Raw genomic sequence first — 19,435 nt, 5'->3', positions numbered from 1 at the left:
CTGGGGGCGTCGTCGTAGGATTCGTCCTTTTTCAGTGTGGTATTGCGCTGCGCGCCCCAGCGCAGTTGCATCCGGCCCTTCTTCACTCCAGCCGCGATCCCCCGCGCCGCCACGGTTTTGTAGCGGTCCACATAGGTGATGAAACCGTTGACCACCGCGAAGATCGCGTTGATGAATCGCTGCGCGGCGCTCAGCAGACGCCCGCCAAACTGGCCTAGACGCATGGCCAAGTAAGCAACACCGGTCCCCGCCCCGGCGAAGGTCAGGACGACGCCGATCAGCAAGTCGATCACCAGTTGCACCACCGCCGTAGCGAGCGCTTCAGCGGTTTCACCGGCAACCTCACTGGGCGGCAGCATCTCCAGCCAGAGGCTGGCGGTGCGCACCAGCAGGCACAACGCCGCTTCGTCGCTGGCCAGCAATTGCAGCCTGGCCATGAGCAACGGCGTTTTTTCCGCCATGGCGCTTAGCTGATCCGCACTTTCGCCCAGCCGGTCTACAAACTCGCCAGGGTTCTTGAGGATGTCCGACAGCAGACTGATGCTGTCCCACACCCCCTCAATCGCCGCCCAACTGCCTGCGAGCAAACCATTGCCCACCGCGGCCGCCGAAGTCGCCAATGATTGCTGCGCCCACTGCGGCTTGAAGCCCTGCCACTGCCCGCGCAGCCACTGCGTCAGATCGTTGTTCAGGCCGTCGTAGGAAGAAAACAGGTCGGCGATTGTCTGGGGGGATACTTTGTCCTGGACGTGAACCCGATAGGACTTACCCGCCGTCCCCTGGAAAGTCCCCAGGCCCTCGGCATTCAGGGTGACGGGCGTGACCTCGCCGCTGTCCACGGCCACCACATCCACCACGATGCCGCCCAGCGGAATGTCGTACACCGACTCCAGTTTGCTCTCGATGGTCATCGGCCCGGCCGAGGGGCACTGGACAACGGTGGAGAGGAAATCATCGTCGCCGATGCTGACAGCGGAGCTGCTGTCACCGAAACGAATCAGCCGCTCCATGCCCATCAGCGAAGGCAGGTCGGCCGCATGGCTGGCGCGGTCCGCCGTCTGGCTGTACCAGCGGTCGAGCTGCTCGCGGTAGAGCGTCAGGGTGTCTTTGAAGCTGTCGAGTTCCTGCTCGATACGGTGCACCTGATCCATCAGGACACGGCTCGATCAGGGGCCGGCAGGGAAAAACGATCGAACATGGGCAGACGTCTCGCAGCACTCAGGGAGCGCGAGACTTTGCCGGGGATGCCTGGGGAAATAAGTCAGGTAAGGAGGCGGTGAATGTAGGGCGATTCGCTAAATAGCCCCCACTCGACAAACGAACAGCCGAAAGGAAAGAAGGGTTCAAAAATGCCTGTGGATAAAACTACTGGTCGTAGCCTTCGAGCGCCTTGAGCTTGACCTCCGCCAACGGATGGCCGGCTTTTGCCGCCAAACCCCACCAGCGCGCCGCTTCTATCGGATCCGGCGCCTTGCTGGCGGAACCGGCCAGGCTGATCACACCGACTTGATAGGCAGCCTTGCCATCACCGGCCAGCGCCGCCAGGCGCAACAGGCGAACACCTTCTTCCCGGGCACCCAAGCCCTGGCCGCGGAACGTCAGGATATGCCCATAGAAACTTTGCGCGCCGACGTCCCCCAGGTTCGCCATGCGAGCAAATTGACCTTCCAGCCAGGACCAGCCACGGGGCTGTCGAACAAACCAGGACCAATGAAACAATCGACGCGCCAGCCAGTAACCGGCCCGCGCCTTGATGCGCCAGAGCATTCAGGCCTCCGCTGATTCGGGGTACTCGTATTCGAATACCCGGACCACTTCCGAGGCGTGCCAGGAAGCGGCCGCGACACCATCGGAAGGCCCGGAAAAGCGCCCAAGACGCTCAACGCACTCGAAGAAGCCGGTACGCGGCAACCGGCTTGCCCCCTGGCTGATGACCAACGAACTTCGCAGCGGCTGTTCAGCCCGGGCATCCAGTGCTGCCAAGTGTTCAAGGGCCGCAGTCAAGGTCTGCATGGCCGGGCTGGGAAGCTGCAAACGCTCCAGCAAGGCCCGGTACGTCAACAAATGGCGCTGGCGACGCGCCTGATCCAGTTCACCCAACAACCCATCCCAATGCTGCCGACTGATACGAACACTCACGATTGATCCCTCCAACCCGGCACCGTCAACTCCCAGGCCAAACTGCGCCGAATCGCGGCATCGGGCTGACGCTCGCCACTTTCGATCATGGCCAGATAAGACGGGCTTATACCTACTGTGCGGGCCAACGCCTCAATGGCGATGCCCTTCCCTTCGCGCAAACTGCGTAGTTGATCCAGACCAGGAAGAACCTGGCCGGGTGCCGCCGCATGACGGACTGTGGCTTCCTGCGGCGGAGCTTGATTGATGCCGGCTGCCTTCAATAGCGACTGGTACTGATCCCACGGTAAAACCGCGTATTCGGGCTCTCCGTCGCGTGTGATTATTTGAATATCCATGTCTACCCCGTAGGACAACAACACTTAGCGAGTCAGCTTTTTCCTTGGAAGTGTAATCCTAATAGCGGCTAAGGTCGCGGGGCGATCAATCTCATAAGGCAAACACAACCGGATCAGTGCTTTTTCTGCCCTTGGAGCTGGAGCTGTTCCGGGGTGTCGGGAAGCCGCTCGACTTGAGCGAGCTTTTCGGGGGATTGCCGATAACGCCAGGCGCGGAAGGCTTCGAGTTCACTGTCGAGGGTCTTCATGATCCACGCCAGTACGGCGATATCGTCAAACATGCCGAACATGGGCAGGAAATCCGGAATCGCGTCCAGGGGGCTGAGGAAGTACATCAGTCCGGCCACGATCGACAGCAGCGACTTGGCGCTGACGGCCCGATATTCGCCACGCCAGTAGGCCAGGCACAGGGCCTGCAGCAAACGCAGATCCTCCTTGAGCTTGCCTAACCGACCGCCCTCTCGGGCGCCTTTGCTGGCGACGGCAAACAACAACGTCGGCAATCGACCGCGGGCCAGCAGTCGTCCTGCCAGAGGCAGAAAACGCGCAAAATTCCACGGAGCCTTCATGTTTTCTCCCACTGAAATGTTATCCACACAAATTGTGGATAACCTTGTGAACAGAGCTGCATTTACGCGCTGAAGCCCCCGTCAAATAAGGCCCCCAGTCAGATCGGGCGTTTTTTACTCACATAAAAAAACCCAATATTTCATTGACTTGACGGCCCGACTGGGTCTAGCACAGCGTCTGTATTGCCTATGACTATAACCCGCGCCGAGCGTTCGGTTTTTTGCCGTTTACCAACGCCCGGATACGACAACGCCCCGCATAAGCGAGGCGTTGTCGTTATAGCAGCCGCGGTTACTTGGCTGCGTCTTCTTTTGCCGGATCCTTGATCGCCAGCAGTTCCAGGTCAAACACCAGAACCGAATTGGCGGGGATGGCCGGGCTCGGGCTTTGGGCGCCGTAGGCCAGTTCGCTCGGGATGTACAGTTTGTACTTCTCGCCGACATGCATCAGTTGCAGGCCTTCGACCCAACCCGGGATCACACCGCTGACCGGCAGGTCAATCGGGCTGCCACGCTCCACGGAGCTGTCGAACACCTTACCGTCAGTCAACTTACCGGTGTAGTGAACAGTCACGACATCAGTCGGCTTAGGCTGAGGGCCGTCGGCTTTCTTGACCACTTCGTACTGCAGGCCGGAAGCGGTGGTGGTAACACCTTCCTTCTTGCCGTTTTCCTCGAGGAATTTCTTGCCGGCGGCTGCCGACTCTTCGCTCATCTTGGCCATACGCTCTTCGGCACGCTTTTGAAGTGCGGCAAAGGCTTCGACCAGTTCTTCGTCTTTCAGCTTCTGTTCTTTCTTGCCGACGGCATCTTCGATGCCCTGGGCCACTGCTTTGGAATCCAGGTCATCCATACCTTCCTGAGCCAGGCTTTTGCCCATGTTCAGGCCAATGCCGTAGGAAGCTTTCTGCGCCGGGGTTTTCAGCTCTACGCTGGTCTGCGAGTCACAACCCGCGAGTACCAGGCCAACCAGGGCCACCGCCGCCGCCAACCGATGCTGTTTCATGCTATTTCCTTGTTCATGCGCCAAAAGGGCAATCGAGTAAAGCCGCGAGCTTATCAGGCGGCCACGACCAATGGCTACCGGCATGTGAGCAGCAAAGCACTGATAAGTTCACGGTCCCAAACGCTTTTTAATCCTGGGCGGATGAAGCATCTGTCATCTATTACGTACAGGGACAAATTGCCACTCCCCCGCAGCCCCATCGGTAATGGCCACTTGCCGGCCACGCGGCACTGAGGCATAAGGGCATATCAAAAAAAACAAGGACGTTACTGTGCGCCTGCTATCTCGCCTTCTCTTGTTGCTCCTTGCGCTGCTCGTCATCGCCGTGGCCGTGGTGCTCTATTACGTTGCCAATCCTCGTCTGCCGACCTATACACCGGTGGAACAGGTGCATTATCTGGATCAATGGAGCGCCGCCGAACGCCAGACGTACTATTTCACCCCTCAGGGCACTCAAGTCAAAGGCCTGCGCTACGACTGGTTCACCGCCCTCGAATTGCCGTTCTCGCAACAGCGCTTCGCTTCGCCTGAATACCTGGCTCGATTCGGCTTTCTGGTGGACCCGGCGCAGAAACCCTCGGCGGACAATCCCGGCAATCTGCCCGTAGGTTTCACCCGCCACCAGAATCCGGGCAGCGCCGACCAGTTCCTGGATATCACCTGCGCCGCCTGTCACACCGGTGAGCTGCGCTTCAAGGGCCAGGCGATACGGATCGACGGGGGCTCGGCCCAGCACGTCCTGCCTTCCAGCGTTCCTACATTACGCGGTGGCAGTTTCGGACAAGCATTGGTCGCCAGCCTGGCCTCGACCTACTACAACCCCTGGAAATTCGAACGCTTTGCCCGCCAGGTCCTGGGGCAGGACTACGACGCCCGCCATGAACAGCTGCGCAAATCATTCAAAGCCTCTCTGGATACGTTCCTGCGTGTGGCCTGGAACGACACTCATCGCGGCCTCTACCCCACCGAAGAAGGACCTGGCCGTACAGATGCCTTCGGACGGATTGCCAATGCCAGCTTCGGCGATGCCATCTCCGACAAGAATTACCGGGTCGCCAACGCACCTGTGGATTACCCGCAGTTGTGGGACATATGGACATTCGACTGGGTGCAGTGGAACGGTTCGGCCCAGCAACCGATGGCCCGCAACGTCGGCGAAGCACTGGGTGTCGGCGCCACGTTGAATTTCTTCGACGCCCAGGGCAAACCATTGCAAGGTGATGCGCGATACCCCTCCAGCGTGCGCGTTCGCGATCTGCACAAGATTGAAGAAACCCTGCAGTTGCTCAAGGCCCCGGAGTGGCCTCAGGAACTGCTTGGCCCTATCGATATGCCGTTGGCCGCACAGGGCCGGGCGCTGTTCGTCGAAAACTGTGCCGGCTGCCATGTCCCCAACGTGGTTCAAGGTCCTGACAGGCCCGTCCAGCACCTGAACATGTTGCCGGTGAAGGTGATCGGCACCGATCCGGGTACCGCTAACAACATTGCCGACCACCGTTTCGATCTGACCAGCCTGCAATGGAATCCGGCCGAACTGGCCAAACTGGACGTACAACTGCATCCGACCCCGACGACGCCGCTGGATTTGAGCCAGGTTTCGGTCGCCAAAGGCTTGGCCTACGTTACCGCATTCGTGGAAGAGCGGGCTTACCGTGACGCGGGCGTCACACCGCTGGAGCGCCCGGCGCTGGACGGTTTTGGCCTGCCCATCGGCGTACGTGAACTACGCGCCTACAAAGCCCGGCCCCTGGCTGGCGTCTGGGCCACGCCGCCCTTCCTGCATAACGGCTCGGTGCCGACGATCTATCAATTGCTGTCTCCCCAGGACGAACGGGCGATCACCTTCTATAAAGGCAGCTTCGAATACGACCCACGGCACCTGGGCTATCGCACAGAAGCCTTCACGAATGGCTTTTTGTTCGACACCCGGATTACCGGCAACCACAACAGTGGTCATGAGTTTCGCGCTGGTGAGCGGGGTAATGGCGTGATCGGTCGGCTGCTGCAGCCACAGGAACGCTGGGCGTTGCTGGAGTACCTCAAGGTACTGGGCGGGCCGCTGGAGTCGCAACTGTGATGATGAACCCCTCAGGCAAAAGGATTGACCCATGCTGATTACGCTCTGGCTGCGCCTCGGCGCCTTTTTGGGCAAGACGCTCCTGTGGTTGCTGGGCATCGGGCTGCTCGGCTGGGCGCTGGCCACGGCCTGGTTCGCCTGGCAACACAGCGGGCCGGTCTCGGATAAAGAGCAGATTCCCCCCGGCGAAGCGGCCATGACCCAGGACATCATCCAGACCGCCATCCGTATCGTCGATCAGCACCGCGAAGGCACGCGCTACCTGCGCGATGCCCATGCCAAGGCCCACGGCTGCGTCATGGCGCAAGTGCAGGTGCCGGACGATCTGCCAGCACCGTTGCGCCAGGGTGTATTTGCCGAGCCGGGGAAGGTCTGGCAAGCGACGATTCGCTTGTCCAACGGCAACGCCTACCCACAGTTCGACAGCCTGCGCGATGCGCGAGGGATGGCGATCAAGCTGCTGGGCGTGCCGGGCAAACAATTGCTGGGGGACCGACAGTCACAAGGTGAACAGGATTTTGTGATGTTCAATCATCCGAACTTCTTCGTCAGCGATGTCGCCGAATATCGTCAGAATGTAGCCGCCCAGGCCGATGGAAAAAAGGCGATGGCGTTCTTTCCGAGCCTGGATCCCCGGAGCTGGCAGATCCGCCACCTATTCATCGCCCTGGAGACTCTTTCACCGGCCCCTGACAGCCCGACCCAGACCACGTATTTTTCGGTATCGCCCTACAAGTTTGGCGAGGCCAACGCGAAATTTCGCGTAGCGCCCGACCCGGATAACTGCCCGAGCTACACCCTGCCCGCACAAAACCAGGCACTGCCGAATTTCTTGCGAAGTGCACTGACGCAACAGTTATCCACAGACCGGATACCGGCGTGTTTTGTCCTGCAGATCCAGCGCCAGGACCCGAGCAAGTTCATGCCGATCGAAGACACCAGTATTGAATGGCGAGAAAGTGACGCACCGTTCGAGACAGTGGCGCGAATCACCGTGCCGGCCCAGGATTTCGATACGCCCAAGCTGAACCTGGCCTGCGACAACCAGTCCTTCAACCCGTGGTTCGGCATTGAGGCCCATCGCCCCATCGGCGGCATCAACCGTTTGCGTAAAGCGGTGTATGAGGCGGTCAGCGATTACCGTCATAGCCGCAATGCCGAGCAGTAAATAACGGGGCGTGGGATTCAATCTTTTTTTGGGGCTGCTGCGCAGCCCATCGGGGATAAGCGAACAGCCTTGCGCCGTTGCCTCGCCACTTCAACCGTGCTTGGTGTTCACCAGTTCTGCAATCAGAAAATCCTTGAACGCAGAAACCGCCGCCGGCAAATTGCGTCCAGCCATGCTTTGCAGTTCGATGCGCCGTGCCTGCATCCCTTCATCCAGGATTGGCAGGCACTGCAACTGCTTGTCCGCCACCTGTTTGTGCAAGGTCATCTCGCTGGCCAGGCTAATGACGCCTTCCTCGCGGACGAAGCTGTACAGCGCGGCCACGTAATTGGTGGTCAGTACCGGATCGAACAACAGCCCCTGTACACCGCAACAGATGTCGAACAGTTGCCGTATCGTGGTATCGGCCTTGGGCAACGCAATGGGCCAGGGTTGTAACTCGGCGAGGCTGACCGCTTCACGCCCGGCCAAGGGGTGGGAATTGGAAACCACTGCAAAAATCGCCCCGCTCAAGACATGCTCAACCTTGATTTCCTTCTGCGGTGACAGGCTGAAGGTCATCGCCAGATCGGCTTCGCCGGAACGTACTTTTTCAGTCGCTTGCGCAGGCGCGCAAACCTCCAATGTGAAATGGATGCCCTGGTACTCACGCCTGAATGCGCTGATGCTCCTGGGCATGTACTCCAATGCAAAACCTTCCGAGCAGGCGACATGCACATGCCCCCGTTGCAAGCCATGCAGCTCGGTAATTTCCAGCACCACCTGCTCAGCCTCAAGCTGCGACTTGCGCGCATAAGCCGCCAATCGCGTCCCGGCCTCGCTGAGCACCATGCCTCGGGCACGACGCTCAAACAGGCTGGCATCCAGAGCCAACTCAAGCTTGGAAATCTGTCGGCTCACCGCTGACGCCGCAACATTGAGCCGCACCGAAGCTTCACTGACCGATCCGCACCTGGCTACTTCCAGGAAATAGCGCAATGCCGTGGACTGCACGCCATACAACTGCATCGGAACCTCCGAGCATTGCCTTTTTGGCAAAGAAAGTATCGAAAGATTGTACTTGTGGCATTGATAGCCTTTCCCTACATTCGTGTCCAGACCAAAAAAAACATCGCCTGAGCTTCTCCTCCTCATTTACCGCATTTGCGATTCGCTGCCCTTTGATTCAACCACTCTCGCCAACGGAGACGACGGCATGGGCATCAAAGGTTTCGCCTGCAGTATCGCGCTGATGGGTTTGATCAACAGCTTTGCGGCTCATGCCGACAAAGCCAACGACACCCTGGTTTACGCTTCCGACAGCGAACCTGAAAACGTCAGCCCCTATCACAACGATCTCCGCGAAGGAGTGATTCTCGGCCGGCTGATCTGGGACAACCTGATCTACCGCGATCCCACCAGCGGCGAATACAAACCCATGCTGGCCACCGGTTGGAAACAGGTCGACGACACCACCATCGACCTTGAGCTGCGCAAAGGCGTCAAATTTCACAACGGCGACCCCTTCACCGCCGACGACGTGGTGTTCACCCTCAACTACGTGGTGTCGCCCGAAGCGAAAGTCGTGACCGTGCAAAACGTAGACTGGATCAAGAGCGCCGAAAAAACCGGTGACTACAGTGTCCGCCTGTATTTGAAGAAGCCTTTCCCTCCTGCGCTGGAATACCTGTCCAACGCCGTTCCGATGTTCCCCAAGCAATACTTCGAGAAGGTCGGCCTGGCCGAATTCAGTCGCAAGCCAGTGGGCACCGGACCGTATAAAGCCCTGTCGGTGGTGGCCGGCGAAGGCGTGAGCATGGCGATCAACAAGGACTACTTTGCGGACAGCCCACAAGGCAAGCCACATATCGCTCACCTCAAGTTTCGGGTAATCCCGGATGCAGAAACTCGCCTGGCCGAGTTGATGACCGGCGGTGTCGACTGGATCTGGCGCGTCACCTCGGATCAGGCAATCGACCTCAAAGGTATACCGAACCTCACCGTAACCAGCGCCGAAACCATGCGCATCGGTTTCCTGATTCTTGATGCTCGAGGCACCTCCAGCGAAAACTCGCCCATGAAAAACCTCAAGGTGCGTCAAGCGATCAACCATGCGATCAACCGCGAGGCACTGGCGACGCAGTTGGTGGGTGGCGAAGCCAAACCCTTACAGGTTGCGTGTTATCCACGCCAGTTCGGTTGCGATACCTCTGCGGCCACTGTCTACAACTTTGACCCGGCCAAAGCCCGCGCGCTGCTCGCCGAGGCCGGTTACCCAAATGGCTTCGAGACGGAAATATTCGCTTATCGCGACCGTGATTACGTCGAAGCCATCATCGGTAACCTGCGCGCGGTGGGCATCAACGCCAAGCTGCGCTACTTGAAGTACGCCGCCCTGCGTGATCAGCAACGTGGCGGTAAGGTGCCCATGTCGTTCCAGGCCTGGGGCTCGTTCTCGATCCTCGACACCTCGGCGTCGGCCGGCACCTGGTTCAAGGGCAATCCGGACGACAACATCAAAGACCCGCAAGTCCAAAACTGGTTGCAGAGCGCCGATAACGCCCTCGATCCGCAAGTGCGCAAGGACAACTACCGCAAGGCGTTGCAGCGCATCAGCGAACAGGCGTACTGGGCCCCGCTGTTCAACTACTCGATGAACTACGCCTACACCTCCGAACTGGCATTCACGCCGTATCCGGATGAACTGCCGCGTTTCGTTCAGTCCAGTTGGAAGTAATCCGCAACCGGGCGGATTGAGCGAGCGATTCCGTGGCGCGTGGGCCAGCCCCCCACGGCCACGTCCTCCACCTGTCATCCATTGAACATGAGGAAACTTGCCATGCTTGGGTTCCTTCTACGCCGTCTGGGCATCGCTTTTTGCGTCGCCATTACCGTGTCGGTGATCAGCTTCTCTCTGTTGCATCTGTCCGGCGACCTGGCCACGGCCATTGGCGGGCCGGAAGCCACCAGCGAACAGATCGAACAGATCCGTGTGCAATACGGCTTGAACAAACCGCTTCCCACCCAGTACGTCAACTGGCTGGGCGGTTTGCTGCGGCTGGACCTGGGTAACTCCTTTTTCTTTCAGGAGTCGGTCTATAACCTCGTCGCCAGCCGTTTGCCGATCACCCTCGGGTTAGGTGCCATGGCGCTGGGTATCGCCTTGCTGGTGGCGATTCCCCTGGGCGTACTGGCCGCGATCAAACGCGACACCTGGGTTGATCGACTGGCCTTGAGCATCGCGGTACTGGGCCAGGCAATGCCCAGTTTCTGGTTTGCGCTGATGCTGATCGTAGTGTTTGCGGTGACGCTCAAGTGGCTGCCAGTCTCCGGCAACTCAAGCATGCTGCATTTCGTCATGCCGGCCATTGCCTTGGGGTACTACGCAACGCCGGCCATCATGCGCCTGACCCGCGCAGGCATGCTGGATGTGCTCAGTTGCGATTACATCCGCACCGCTCGCGCCAAGGGGCTGCGCCCTGCGCAGGTGTTGTTCAAGCATGCATTGCGCAATGCATTGATTCCGGTCGTCGCACTGGCAGCGGTGGAGTTCGGCTTCATGCTCGGCGGTTCGGTGGTGATCGAAACCGTGTTTTCCCTGCAAGGCATCGGACAACTCGCCTGGGACGCCATCGCCCGTGACGACTTCCCGGTAGTCCAGGCCGTGGTCCTGTTGATTGCGGTGATCTACATCATCCTCACCTTGCTGGCCGATGTGCTCAACGCACTGCTCGACCCGCGCATTCGCGTGCGCTAGGAGCCCTTCATGAGTACCCCCGTTACCCTCGCGATCAACGACTACCTGCCCCCACCAAGTAGCCTGAGCCGGGTGCTTGGCAAAAGCTTTCGCCACCGCGGCTTCGCCATCGGCAGTGCGTTGCTGCTGATCATTTTTGCTGGTGCGCTGTTCGCGCCATGGCTGGCGCCTTATGACCCTTATGCGCAAGACGTGATGTTGCGCATGAAGCCTCCGGTCTGGATGGCTAACGGCACTTGGGAATATGTCTTGGGCACCGACAAGCTGGGCCGCGATTACCTCTCACGGTTGCTCTACGGCGCCCGTATTTCACTGTTTATCGGCGTTGCGGCGGCGCTGATTTCCGGCGTCATCGGCACCGTCATGGGTCTGCTGGCCGGTTACTACGGTGGCAAGGTGGATGCGTTTATCAGCTACCTGATCACCACTCGGCTGGCGCTGCCTGTGGTCATGGTGGCCCTGGCCTCTGCCTCGTTGATGGGCGGCTCGCTGAAGGTGGTGATCATTCTGCTCGGTTGCCTGCTCTGGGACCGCTTCGCCGTGGTGGTTCGGGCCTCGGTGCAACAGATTCGCGATGCCGAATATGTTGCCTCGGCACAAGCCCTGGGCTGTTCGACCCTGCGCATTCTGGTCAGTGAAATCCTGCCCAATCTGGTTGGCGCGCTGATCGTGGTCGCGACCCTGGAAATGGCCCACGCGATCCTGCTGGAGTCAGCGCTGTCGTTCCTCGGGGTGGGCGTACAACCGCCGACGCCGTCCTGGGGACTGATGATCGCAGAGGGCAAACCCTACATGTTCTTTTCCCCGTGGGTCATCGCCATCCCAGGCATCGCCCTGATGATTCTGGTGCTGGGCATCAATCTGGTCGGCGACGGCCTGCGCGATCTGATCCTGCCCGATGGCCGCAACTGAGACTGATAGAGGAGTACCGGACATGGCACTACTCCATGTTGAAAACCTGCGGGTGGACATTCCCATGGGCCATAACCCGACAGCGGATGACATGCTGCATGCGGTGCGCGGCCTGGATTTTCAGGTCGAGCGCGGCGAGATGCTGTGCATTGTCGGAGAGTCCGGCTGCGGCAAATCCCTGACCTCGCTGGCACTCATGGACCTGCTGCCCCGCAAGGCCAAGCGCACCGCCAGCCGACTGACACTGGACGGCATCGACCTGCTCGGCCAGAGCGAGCGAAGCATGTGCGACCTGCGCGGCAACCGTCTGGCGATGATCTTCCAGGAGCCCATGACCGCGCTGAACCCGGCCTACAGCATTGGCGACCAGCTCAGTGAAGTGCTGACCCGGCACCGCAAGGTGTCGCGCAAGGATGCGCTGGCCCGCGCCGCGCAAATGCTGGAAAAGGTCGGCATCAGCAATGCCGGCGAGCGTCTGCGTCAGTACCCGCATCAACTCTCCGGGGGGTTGCGCCAGCGGGTGATTATCGCCATGGCGTTGATGTGCGAGCCCGACCTGATCATCGCTGACGAGCCGACCACCGCACTGGACGTGACCATTCAGGCGCAAATCCTGCGCCTGATCCGCGATATTCAGAAAGAACTGGGGCTGGCGGTGATCTTTATCACCCACGACCTTGGCCTGGTGGCCCGCATCGCCGACCGGGTTGCCGTGATGTATGCCGGGGAAATCGTCGAAAGCGCTCCCGCCCGACAACTCTTCGAGAACCCGCGGCATCCGTACACCCGTGGCCTGCTGGCCAGCATCCCGATTCCAGGGCGGACCAAACCGGGCGAAGCGCTGGGCTCGATTCCCGGTCTGGTGCCGAGCCTGGTGGGTGAACAACACGGGTGTGCCTTTCGCAATCGTTGCGAGCATACCGTCCAGGCGTGTGCCCGGGACGTGCCCGAAGTGCAACAGGACGGACATATGGCGCGCTGCCTGCTGGCGGCTTCTGGGCCAAAACCGATACTGATCAAAGAGAGTGCCCGGTCATGAAAAAAGACATCGCTCTGGAGCTGTGCGATATCCGTCGCGAGTTCCGTATCAGCAAAGGCTTTTTCAAACCTGCCGCCACACTGAAAGCGGTTGATGGCGTATCACTGCGCCTGATGCGCGGTGAAACCCTCGGTCTGGTAGGTGAGTCCGGTTGCGGCAAAAGCACCCTGGCCAAGATCCTGCTCGGCCTGCTACAGCCCACTCAAGGCGACGTGCTGGTCAATGGCAAACATCTGGCAGCGACAGATCGCAAGGAGATGTCCCGGCGTATCCAGCCGATCTTCCAGGATCCGTATTCATCGCTGAACCCCCGCAAGACCCTGCGCGAAATCATCACCCTGCCGTTGATCGTCCACGACATCGGCACGGCCACCGAGCGCCGCAAGAAAACCGAACAAATGCTGGATGTAGTCGGCCTTCCCAAGCGCGTGATCGATAGCTATCCAGCCCAGTTGTCCGGCGGCCAGCGCCAGCGCGTGGCGATTGCCAGGGCGCTGGTCATGCGTCCTGATGTGTTGATCTGCGACGAGCCGACTTCGGCGCTGGACGTGTCAGTGCAGGCGCAGATCCTCAATCTGTTGCAAGACCTCAAGCGCGAATTCGGCCTGACCTATCTGCTGATCAGCCACAACCTGGCGGTTATCGAGCACCTCGCCGACCGGGTGGCCGTGATGTATCTGGGGCGTATTGTCGAAGAACGCACCCGCCAGTCGCTGTTCGCCGAACCCGGCCATCCGTATACCCGCGCATTGCTGGATTCGGTGCTGACCCCCGATCCGCGCTTGGGCATTCCAGACATCGGCCTGCACGGTGCCTTCCCCAACCCGATGTCCCCGCCATCCGGCTGCACCTTTCACCCGCGCTGCCCGAACTGCATGGACCGTTGCAAAACGGCCTATCCGGCCAACGATCCAATTATCGGCGGCAACGTACGTTGCCACCTGCACGACAGTCCCACCCAAACACTGGAGCTTGTCCACTCATGAGTCGTTCCCAGGCCATCAGCAACACCCTCGAACAGTTCGACAACGGTGCTTTTTTCAACCTGCTCGAACGTAGTGTCGCCCTGCCCACCGAAAGCCAGGCGCAAGACAGCCAACCTGAGTTGTATCGCTACCTCAACGAGTTCATCACTCCGCATGTCGAGGCGCTGGGTTTCAGCGTAAAAATCTACGACAACCCGGTAGCGGAACGCGGACCATTCATGATCGCCACGCGCATTGAACACCCGCAGCTGCCCACCGTACTCAGCTATGGTCATGGTGATGTGGTGCGCGGCTATGCGGCACAATGGCGTGAAGGCTTGTCACCGTGGCAAGTCACCGTCGAAGGTGATCGCTGGTACGGGCGCGGCACCGCCGACAACAAAGGCCAGCACCTGATCAACATCACCGCGCTGGAGCAGACCCTCAAGGCCCGCGAAGGCAAGCTCGGCTTCAACGTCAAACTGCTGCTGGAAATGGGCGAAGAAGAAGGTTCCCCCGGCCTCAATGCGTTCTGTGCCGCCCACCGCAAGGAGCTGGCGGCGGATATCTTCATCGCCTCGGACGGCCCGCGTCTGGCCGCAACACGGCCTACCATTTTTCTAGGCTCACGCGGGGTGTTCAACTTCGAGCTGGCGGTCAATCTGCGCGAAGGCGCGCACCACTCCGGCAATTGGGGCGGGCTGCTGGCCAACCCCGGCATCATCCTGGCCAACGCCATCGCCAGCATGATCGACGAACATGGCCGGGTAAAAGTCGAGGGCTTGCAGCCCAGCGCACTGCCGGATTCGGTGCGACAGGCGCTGGCCGATATCGAAGTCGGTGGCGGGCCGGATGATCCGCAAATCGACGCCAACTGGGGCCACCCGGATCTGTCGCTGAGCGAGAAAGTCTTTGGCTGGAACACCCTCGATGTCATTGCCTTCAAGACTGGCAATCCAGACGCCCCGGTGCATGCAATCCCCGGCAAGGCCAACGCTCACTGCCATATCCGCTTTGTGGTAAACAGCGATTACACGACCTTTATCCCCGCCGTGCGCGCTCACCTGGATGCCCATGGTTTCAACAATGTCGAGGTCAAGCAAAGCCGCATCGATGTCATGCACGCCACCCGGCTCGACCCGCAAAGCCCATGGGTCAACTGGGCCCTCGACTCGTTGACGCAAACCACCGGAAAGAAACCGGCGCTGCTGCCCAACCTTGGCGGCTCCTTGCCCAACGACGTGTTTGCCGACGTGCTCGGCCTGCCGACCTTGTGGGTGCCGCATTCGTACCCGGCCTGTTCACAACATGCGCCCAACGAGCACTTGCTGGCACCGGTGGTCAAAGAAAGTCTGCAGATCATGGCCGGGCTGTTCTGGGACCTGGGCAACGATGCGGCACGTCTGAGCGAGGAACATCGGGCACGGGAGCGTGCGCAATGAGCGAGACCCACCAACAGGCGCTGGACTGGCTCGCCGGCCAGCGCCCCGCCATGGAGTCGTTGTTGCAGCGTCTGGTCGATACCGACTCCAACAGCTATGACAAGGCGGGGGTCGATGCCGTAGGCGCATTGCTCGCAGCGGAACTGGAGGCCGACGGTATCGAGCTCAAGCGGATGCCGGTCGAAGGTTTTGGCGACGTACTGCTTGCCCAAGTGCCCGGCGAGGCTGGCAAGCCGGTGCTGTTGCTGGGCCATCGCGACACGGTATTCCCCAAGGGCACGACCACCACCCGTGGCTTCAGCCGCGATGGCGACCTCGCCTACGGCCCCGGCGTAGCCGACATGAAAGGTGGGTTGGTGCTCAACTGCTTCGCCCTCAAGGCACTCAAGCGCGCCGGTCCTTTGCCCTGCCCGGTGCAGGTGCTCTATACCGGTGACGAAGAAATCGGCTCTGGCAGCGCCCGCAGCCATATCGAAAGCGCCGCCAAATCAGCCCGCGCCGTACTCAATACCGAGCCGGGACGGGCCAGCGGCAATGTGGTCAGCGCCCGTAAAGGCGGGGCCACACTGGTCATCGAAGTCAGTGGCCGCGCTGCGCACGCCGGCGTCAACCATGCCGACGGGGCCAGCGCCATCGAGGCGCTGGCCCGAAAGATCGTCAAACTGCATGCCCTGACCGATTACCCCGCAGGCATCACCACCAATATCGGGCTGATCGCCGGCGGCACCTCCAGCAACACTGTCGCGCCCAACGCCTCGGCCAAGCTGGATGTACGGTTTATCGAGTCGCAACACTGGGAGCAGATATTCGCCGCCATCCAAGGCATCGTCGCTGAAGAGGAACTGCCCGGCACGAGCGCCATCCTCAAGGAAGCGACGACCTTCCTGCCGATGGAAGCACGGCACAGCGAGCAACTGCTGCACATCTATCAACAACAAGCACTGGCGCTAGGCTTCAGTGTCGAGGGCGAATTCACCGGCGGCTGCGCCGATTCCGGGTTCACCGCCAGCTTGGGCATTCCAACCCTGTGTGGCCTCGGGCCGGTGGGTGGCAAAGTCCACACCGATCGTGAATACCTGGAACTGGACACGCTGGTTCCACGCGCCCAGGCCTTGGTGGCAACCATTCTGGCCGTCGGCGAGAACCGTTGAGGCAATTAGCCTCTACCCATCACCGGGAGTACTTTCATGCATACGATTTCGCAATCCGCAGTCTGGATAAAAGCGCCATTAACGGATGTGGGTGTCGTTATTGTGACCAGTGCCGAGCTGCCCAAATACCTCATCGACGCGTTGCAGGTGGCGATCAAGGACTGGGACCAGGTGGCCTATCTGGTCGTCAAGCAGTCGCATGAGTTCATGCTCGACTGGCTCAGAGCCGGGTCTGAGGCATCGGAATCGAATCCATCCAGCCTGTGTCATGCCAGCCAATTGCTGCGCTCAGTATCGAAAGGCTGCTACCTGCTTGATGTCGAAGTCAGCCCGCTGCCTAGCCTGACTTGGCTGGGATCTGTCTGCGGCCACACATTGCGCTTCGTTAAACTGGGTAAGGTCGAGTTAACCGATGCTGCGATGGATAAGCAGGTGGAGGAGATCTTGTCGGTGGCCAGGGACCTGGCAAAAAGTGTCTTGCAAGAGCGCTATAGCGCCTGATGGGCCGGGTCCCGCGCTGCTCAGCAAGTGCGACATTGAACCTGTGGCAAGGGAGCTTGCTCCCCGCCACAGCTTACTCACCGCTAGCGCTAACGCTTGACGGACTTGAAGCGCAATCATCCGTTGCGGAACAGGAAGCTATAGGCGTTCAGCGCGGGAACCCCGCCCAAATGCGCATAAAGCACTTTCGAGCCTTCAGGGAACTCACCACGACGCACCATATCAATCATCCCGTGCATGGATTTACCTTCATACACCGGGTCTGTCAGTACGCCCTCAAGGCTCGCGCACAGTCGGATAGCTTCCAGCGTGCCGTCGTTGGGCAAGCCATATTCCGGGTAGGCGAAGCGCGTATCGAGGACCACGTCCTCTTCAGTGATCTCCCGACCCAGCTCCACCAGCTCAGCGGTGTGCCGGGCAATGCGCAGAATCTGTGCCTTGGTCTGCTCCGGTTTGGCCGAGGCGTCGATACCGATGACGTTCTTCGAGCGACCGTCAGCAGCGAAACCGACCACCATGCCGGCCTGGGTACTACCGGTCACCGAGCAGACCACGATGTAGTCAAACTTGAAGCCCAGTTCTTTTTCCTGTTGCCGTACCTCTTCGGCGAAACCCACGAACCCGAGGCCGCCGTAGGGATGCTCGGAACACCCCGCCGGGATCGGGAATGGCTTGCCGCCTCGCTCGACCACGTCGCTCATGGCCTTCTCCCAGCTAGGACGAATGCCGATGTCAAACCCGGCGGCGTCCAGACGTACCTCTGCACCCATGATCCGGGACATCTCGATATTGCCTACCCGGTCATACACCGCATCGGAGTAGTTCACCCAGTTTTCCTGCACCAGTACGCACTTCATGCCCAGGTGAGCAGCGACGGCGGCTACCTGGCGGGTCTGGTTCGACTGGATTCCGCCGATGGAAACCAGGGTATCGCAGCCTTGTTCAAGCGCTTCAGGAATCAGGTATTCAAGCTTGCGGGTTTTGTTCCCGCCGAAAGCCAGGCCACTGTTGCAGTCTTCACGCTTGGCATACAACTGCACCTTGCCGCCCAAATGTTCGCTGAGACGCTTCAAGGGGGTGATGGGAGAGGGACCAAAGGTCAGCGGATAACGTTCGAAACGATTCAGGTTCATGACTCTGCTCCTTGTGTATTGAATATCCAAGCACCAGGCCGAAAGACAAAGACTGCCTTCCAGGCTATTTCAGGGGGGCTTCGATGAGTTCAATATTAAGAAGAATATGAAAAATATGTGTTGCAAGTTTAAGGTACTTAAAGAACTATTATTTACGCAAACAATTACAGAACATACTTTAGTTGTTCGGGAAGAGAGATGAGCGCAACAAATAATCACAAGAAGCCTGAAGAAACAGCTGCGGCGCCGCAACCGCTTGATCGAACCGACCGAGCGATTCTCAAGACCCTGCAGCGCGATGCCTCCATCTCCAATGTGGCGCTTGCAGAGAAGGTGAAACTGAGCGCGCCGGCTTGCCTCAGGCGCGTCGAACGGCTCAAGCAGGCCGGCCTGATCAAGGGCATCGTCGCATTGCTGGACAGTGAGGCGCTGGACGCGGGAATGGTGGTGTTGATCGGCGTGGTACTGGACCGCTCCACACCGCAATCCTTTGCAGATTTCGAGGCGGCCGCACAAAAGGTATCCGGCTGTATGGAATGCCATGTGGTGACGGGAGAATTCGACTATTTCATGTTGCTGCGAACCAAGGACAGCCACAGCTTCAATCGGCTGCATGCCGAACAGTTGCTTTACCTGCCCGGTGTTCGGCAGATCCGCTCGTTCATGGGGTTGCGCCAGGTCTTGTCGACGACCCACATACCCATTTGATGCTCATATCCGCCGAGGGGCAGCACCTGCTATATCACGGCCGTGCCGTTTGCTGGGCTGCTGATGGATTGTGATGAAACGCCATAAACGAAAAAAGCGGCCAAAGGCCGCTTATTCGGTAGCTTCCAGGCGTTCAGTGGGCCTAAGTGGAAGCGAATATGGCGCAGCGGACGGGACTCGAACCCGCGACCCCCGGCGTGACAGGCCGGTATTCTAACCGACTGAACTACCGCTGCGCGTAACATTGAAAGCTTGGTGGGTGATGACGGGATCGAACCGCCGACATTCTGCTTGTAAGGCAGACGCTCTCCCAGCTGAGCTAATCACCCTTCACTTTCGATGCGGGGCGCATTCTCTCACAAATTTTCGTAACGTGCTGATTTAATTAACTATTCAGCAAAAAATGTGATTAACGTGCACCGCAGGAACTGCAAACAGCAAAAAGCCCGCGTTAGCGGGCTTTCTGTGGTGATCTGGCGTTCAGTGTTCCAGATTACCGAATATGGCGCAGCGGACGGGACTCGAACCCGCGACCCCCGGCGTGACAGGCC

The 19,435-nt window shown here is 59.6% G+C and carries 18 protein-coding genes, 2 tRNA genes and 1 pseudogene; 11 read left to right on the top strand and 10 right to left on the bottom strand.

Features of this window, described 5'->3' with window-relative positions; all coding sequences use genetic code 11:
* The 6 genes and pseudogenes from GSM73_RS24965 to GSM73_RS24940 form a co-directional block, all read right to left on the bottom strand.
* Positions 1-1,151: pseudogene (locus GSM73_RS24965) on the bottom strand (type IV secretion protein Rhs); the annotation flags it as partial.
* 214 nt (positions 1,152-1,365) lie between these two features.
* Positions 1,366-1,767: a hypothetical protein gene (locus GSM73_RS24960; protein ID WP_047230478.1), complete on the bottom strand. Its 402-nt coding sequence runs from the start codon at positions 1,765-1,767 to the stop codon at positions 1,366-1,368.
* The gene (locus GSM73_RS24955; protein ID WP_003179080.1) at positions 1,768-2,139 is read right to left on the bottom strand and encodes a hypothetical protein; all 372 of its coding nucleotides are present in this window, start codon (positions 2,137-2,139) and stop codon (positions 1,768-1,770) included. It abuts the gene before it with no gap.
* Complete coding sequence (locus tag GSM73_RS24950; protein ID WP_076386572.1) at positions 2,136-2,477, bottom strand: helix-turn-helix domain-containing protein; 342 nt, start codon at positions 2,475-2,477, stop codon at positions 2,136-2,138. The genes GSM73_RS24955 and GSM73_RS24950 overlap by 4 nt, the downstream gene beginning before the upstream one ends.
* Before the next feature lie 113 nt (positions 2,478-2,590).
* Positions 2,591-3,046, bottom strand: a complete 456-nt coding sequence (locus tag GSM73_RS24945; RefSeq protein WP_076383782.1) for a YkvA family protein — start codon at positions 3,044-3,046, stop codon at positions 2,591-2,593.
* 292 nt (positions 3,047-3,338) lie between these two features.
* Positions 3,339-4,052 (bottom strand): FKBP-type peptidyl-prolyl cis-trans isomerase, encoded by a 714-nt coding sequence (locus GSM73_RS24940; RefSeq protein ID WP_047230475.1) that lies wholly within the window; start codon positions 4,050-4,052, stop codon positions 3,339-3,341.
* A 271-nt stretch (positions 4,053-4,323) separates the two neighbouring features.
* On the opposite strand from GSM73_RS24940, the gene GSM73_RS24935 reads away from it, so the two are divergent.
* Positions 4,324-6,129 carry a di-heme-cytochrome C peroxidase gene (locus GSM73_RS24935; protein WP_160894126.1) on the top strand — a complete coding sequence of 602 codons (1,806 nt, stop codon included), beginning with the start codon at positions 4,324-4,326 and terminating at the stop codon, positions 6,127-6,129.
* Between the two features lie 31 nt (positions 6,130-6,160).
* Entirely contained in the window at positions 6,161-7,297 is a 1,137-nt protein-coding gene (locus GSM73_RS24930; RefSeq protein WP_160894124.1) for a catalase family protein, read from the top strand.
* Between the two features lie 90 nt (positions 7,298-7,387).
* On the opposite strand, the gene GSM73_RS24925 is transcribed toward GSM73_RS24930, so the two are convergent.
* Positions 7,388-8,305: a LysR substrate-binding domain-containing protein gene (locus GSM73_RS24925; RefSeq protein WP_047230472.1), complete on the bottom strand. Its 918-nt coding sequence runs from the start codon at positions 8,303-8,305 to the stop codon at positions 7,388-7,390.
* Positions 8,306-8,492: 187 nt separating this feature from the next.
* Here GSM73_RS24925 and GSM73_RS24920 point away from each other — a divergent pair, with 187 nt between their 5' ends.
* From GSM73_RS24920 to GSM73_RS24885, 8 genes are all read left to right on the top strand, one after another.
* Entirely contained in the window at positions 8,493-10,013 is a 1,521-nt protein-coding gene (locus GSM73_RS24920) for an ABC transporter substrate-binding protein (protein ID WP_047230471.1), read from the top strand.
* A 102-nt stretch (positions 10,014-10,115) separates the two neighbouring features.
* The gene (locus GSM73_RS24915) at positions 10,116-11,033 is read left to right on the top strand and encodes an ABC transporter permease (protein WP_047230470.1); all 918 of its coding nucleotides are present in this window, start codon (positions 10,116-10,118) and stop codon (positions 11,031-11,033) included.
* 9 nt (positions 11,034-11,042) lie between these two features.
* Positions 11,043-11,945, top strand: a complete 903-nt coding sequence (locus tag GSM73_RS24910) for an ABC transporter permease (protein WP_047230469.1) — start codon at positions 11,043-11,045, stop codon at positions 11,943-11,945.
* A gap of 22 nt (positions 11,946-11,967) precedes the next feature.
* Positions 11,968-12,984, top strand: a complete 1,017-nt coding sequence (locus tag GSM73_RS24905) for an ABC transporter ATP-binding protein (RefSeq protein ID WP_047230468.1) — start codon at positions 11,968-11,970, stop codon at positions 12,982-12,984.
* On the top strand, positions 12,981-13,970 hold the full coding sequence (locus tag GSM73_RS24900; RefSeq protein WP_047230467.1) for an ABC transporter ATP-binding protein: 990 nt from the start codon (positions 12,981-12,983) through the stop codon (positions 13,968-13,970). Before GSM73_RS24905 ends, GSM73_RS24900 begins: the two co-directional genes overlap by 4 nt.
* Entirely contained in the window at positions 13,967-15,391 is a 1,425-nt protein-coding gene (locus GSM73_RS24895) for a M20 family metallopeptidase (RefSeq protein WP_047230466.1), read from the top strand. The genes GSM73_RS24900 and GSM73_RS24895 overlap by 4 nt, the downstream gene beginning before the upstream one ends.
* Positions 15,388-16,542, top strand: a complete 1,155-nt coding sequence (locus tag GSM73_RS24890) for a M20 family metallopeptidase (RefSeq protein WP_160894122.1) — start codon at positions 15,388-15,390, stop codon at positions 16,540-16,542. Before GSM73_RS24895 ends, GSM73_RS24890 begins: the two co-directional genes overlap by 4 nt.
* 36 nt (positions 16,543-16,578) lie before the next feature.
* On the top strand, positions 16,579-17,043 hold the full coding sequence (locus GSM73_RS24885) for a transketolase (RefSeq protein ID WP_076383774.1): 465 nt from the start codon (positions 16,579-16,581) through the stop codon (positions 17,041-17,043).
* A gap of 116 nt (positions 17,044-17,159) precedes the next feature.
* On the opposite strand, the gene GSM73_RS24880 is transcribed toward GSM73_RS24885, so the two are convergent.
* Positions 17,160-18,176 (bottom strand): 1-aminocyclopropane-1-carboxylate deaminase, encoded by a 1,017-nt coding sequence (locus GSM73_RS24880; protein WP_047230463.1) that lies wholly within the window; start codon positions 18,174-18,176, stop codon positions 17,160-17,162.
* 198 nt (positions 18,177-18,374) lie between these two features.
* Here GSM73_RS24880 and GSM73_RS24875 point away from each other — a divergent pair, with 198 nt between their 5' ends.
* Complete coding sequence (locus GSM73_RS24875; protein WP_047230462.1) at positions 18,375-18,884, top strand: Lrp/AsnC family transcriptional regulator; 510 nt, start codon at positions 18,375-18,377, stop codon at positions 18,882-18,884.
* Between the two features lie 159 nt (positions 18,885-19,043).
* On the opposite strand, the gene GSM73_RS24870 is transcribed toward GSM73_RS24875, so the two are convergent.
* A tRNA-Asp gene (locus tag GSM73_RS24870) sits at positions 19,044-19,120 on the bottom strand.
* A 17-nt stretch (positions 19,121-19,137) separates the two neighbouring features.
* Positions 19,138-19,213: transfer RNA gene (locus GSM73_RS24865), tRNA-Val, on the bottom strand.
* Between the last annotated feature and the right edge of the window lie 222 nt (positions 19,214-19,435).

This window comes from Pseudomonas sp. PICF6 (genome assembly GCF_009831705.1).
GTDB classification, from domain to species: Bacteria; Pseudomonadota; Gammaproteobacteria; order Pseudomonadales; family Pseudomonadaceae; genus Aquipseudomonas; species Aquipseudomonas rhizophila.
Note: the sequence above shows the minus strand (reverse complement) of the source record. Positions and strands in the feature narration are given on the sequence as shown.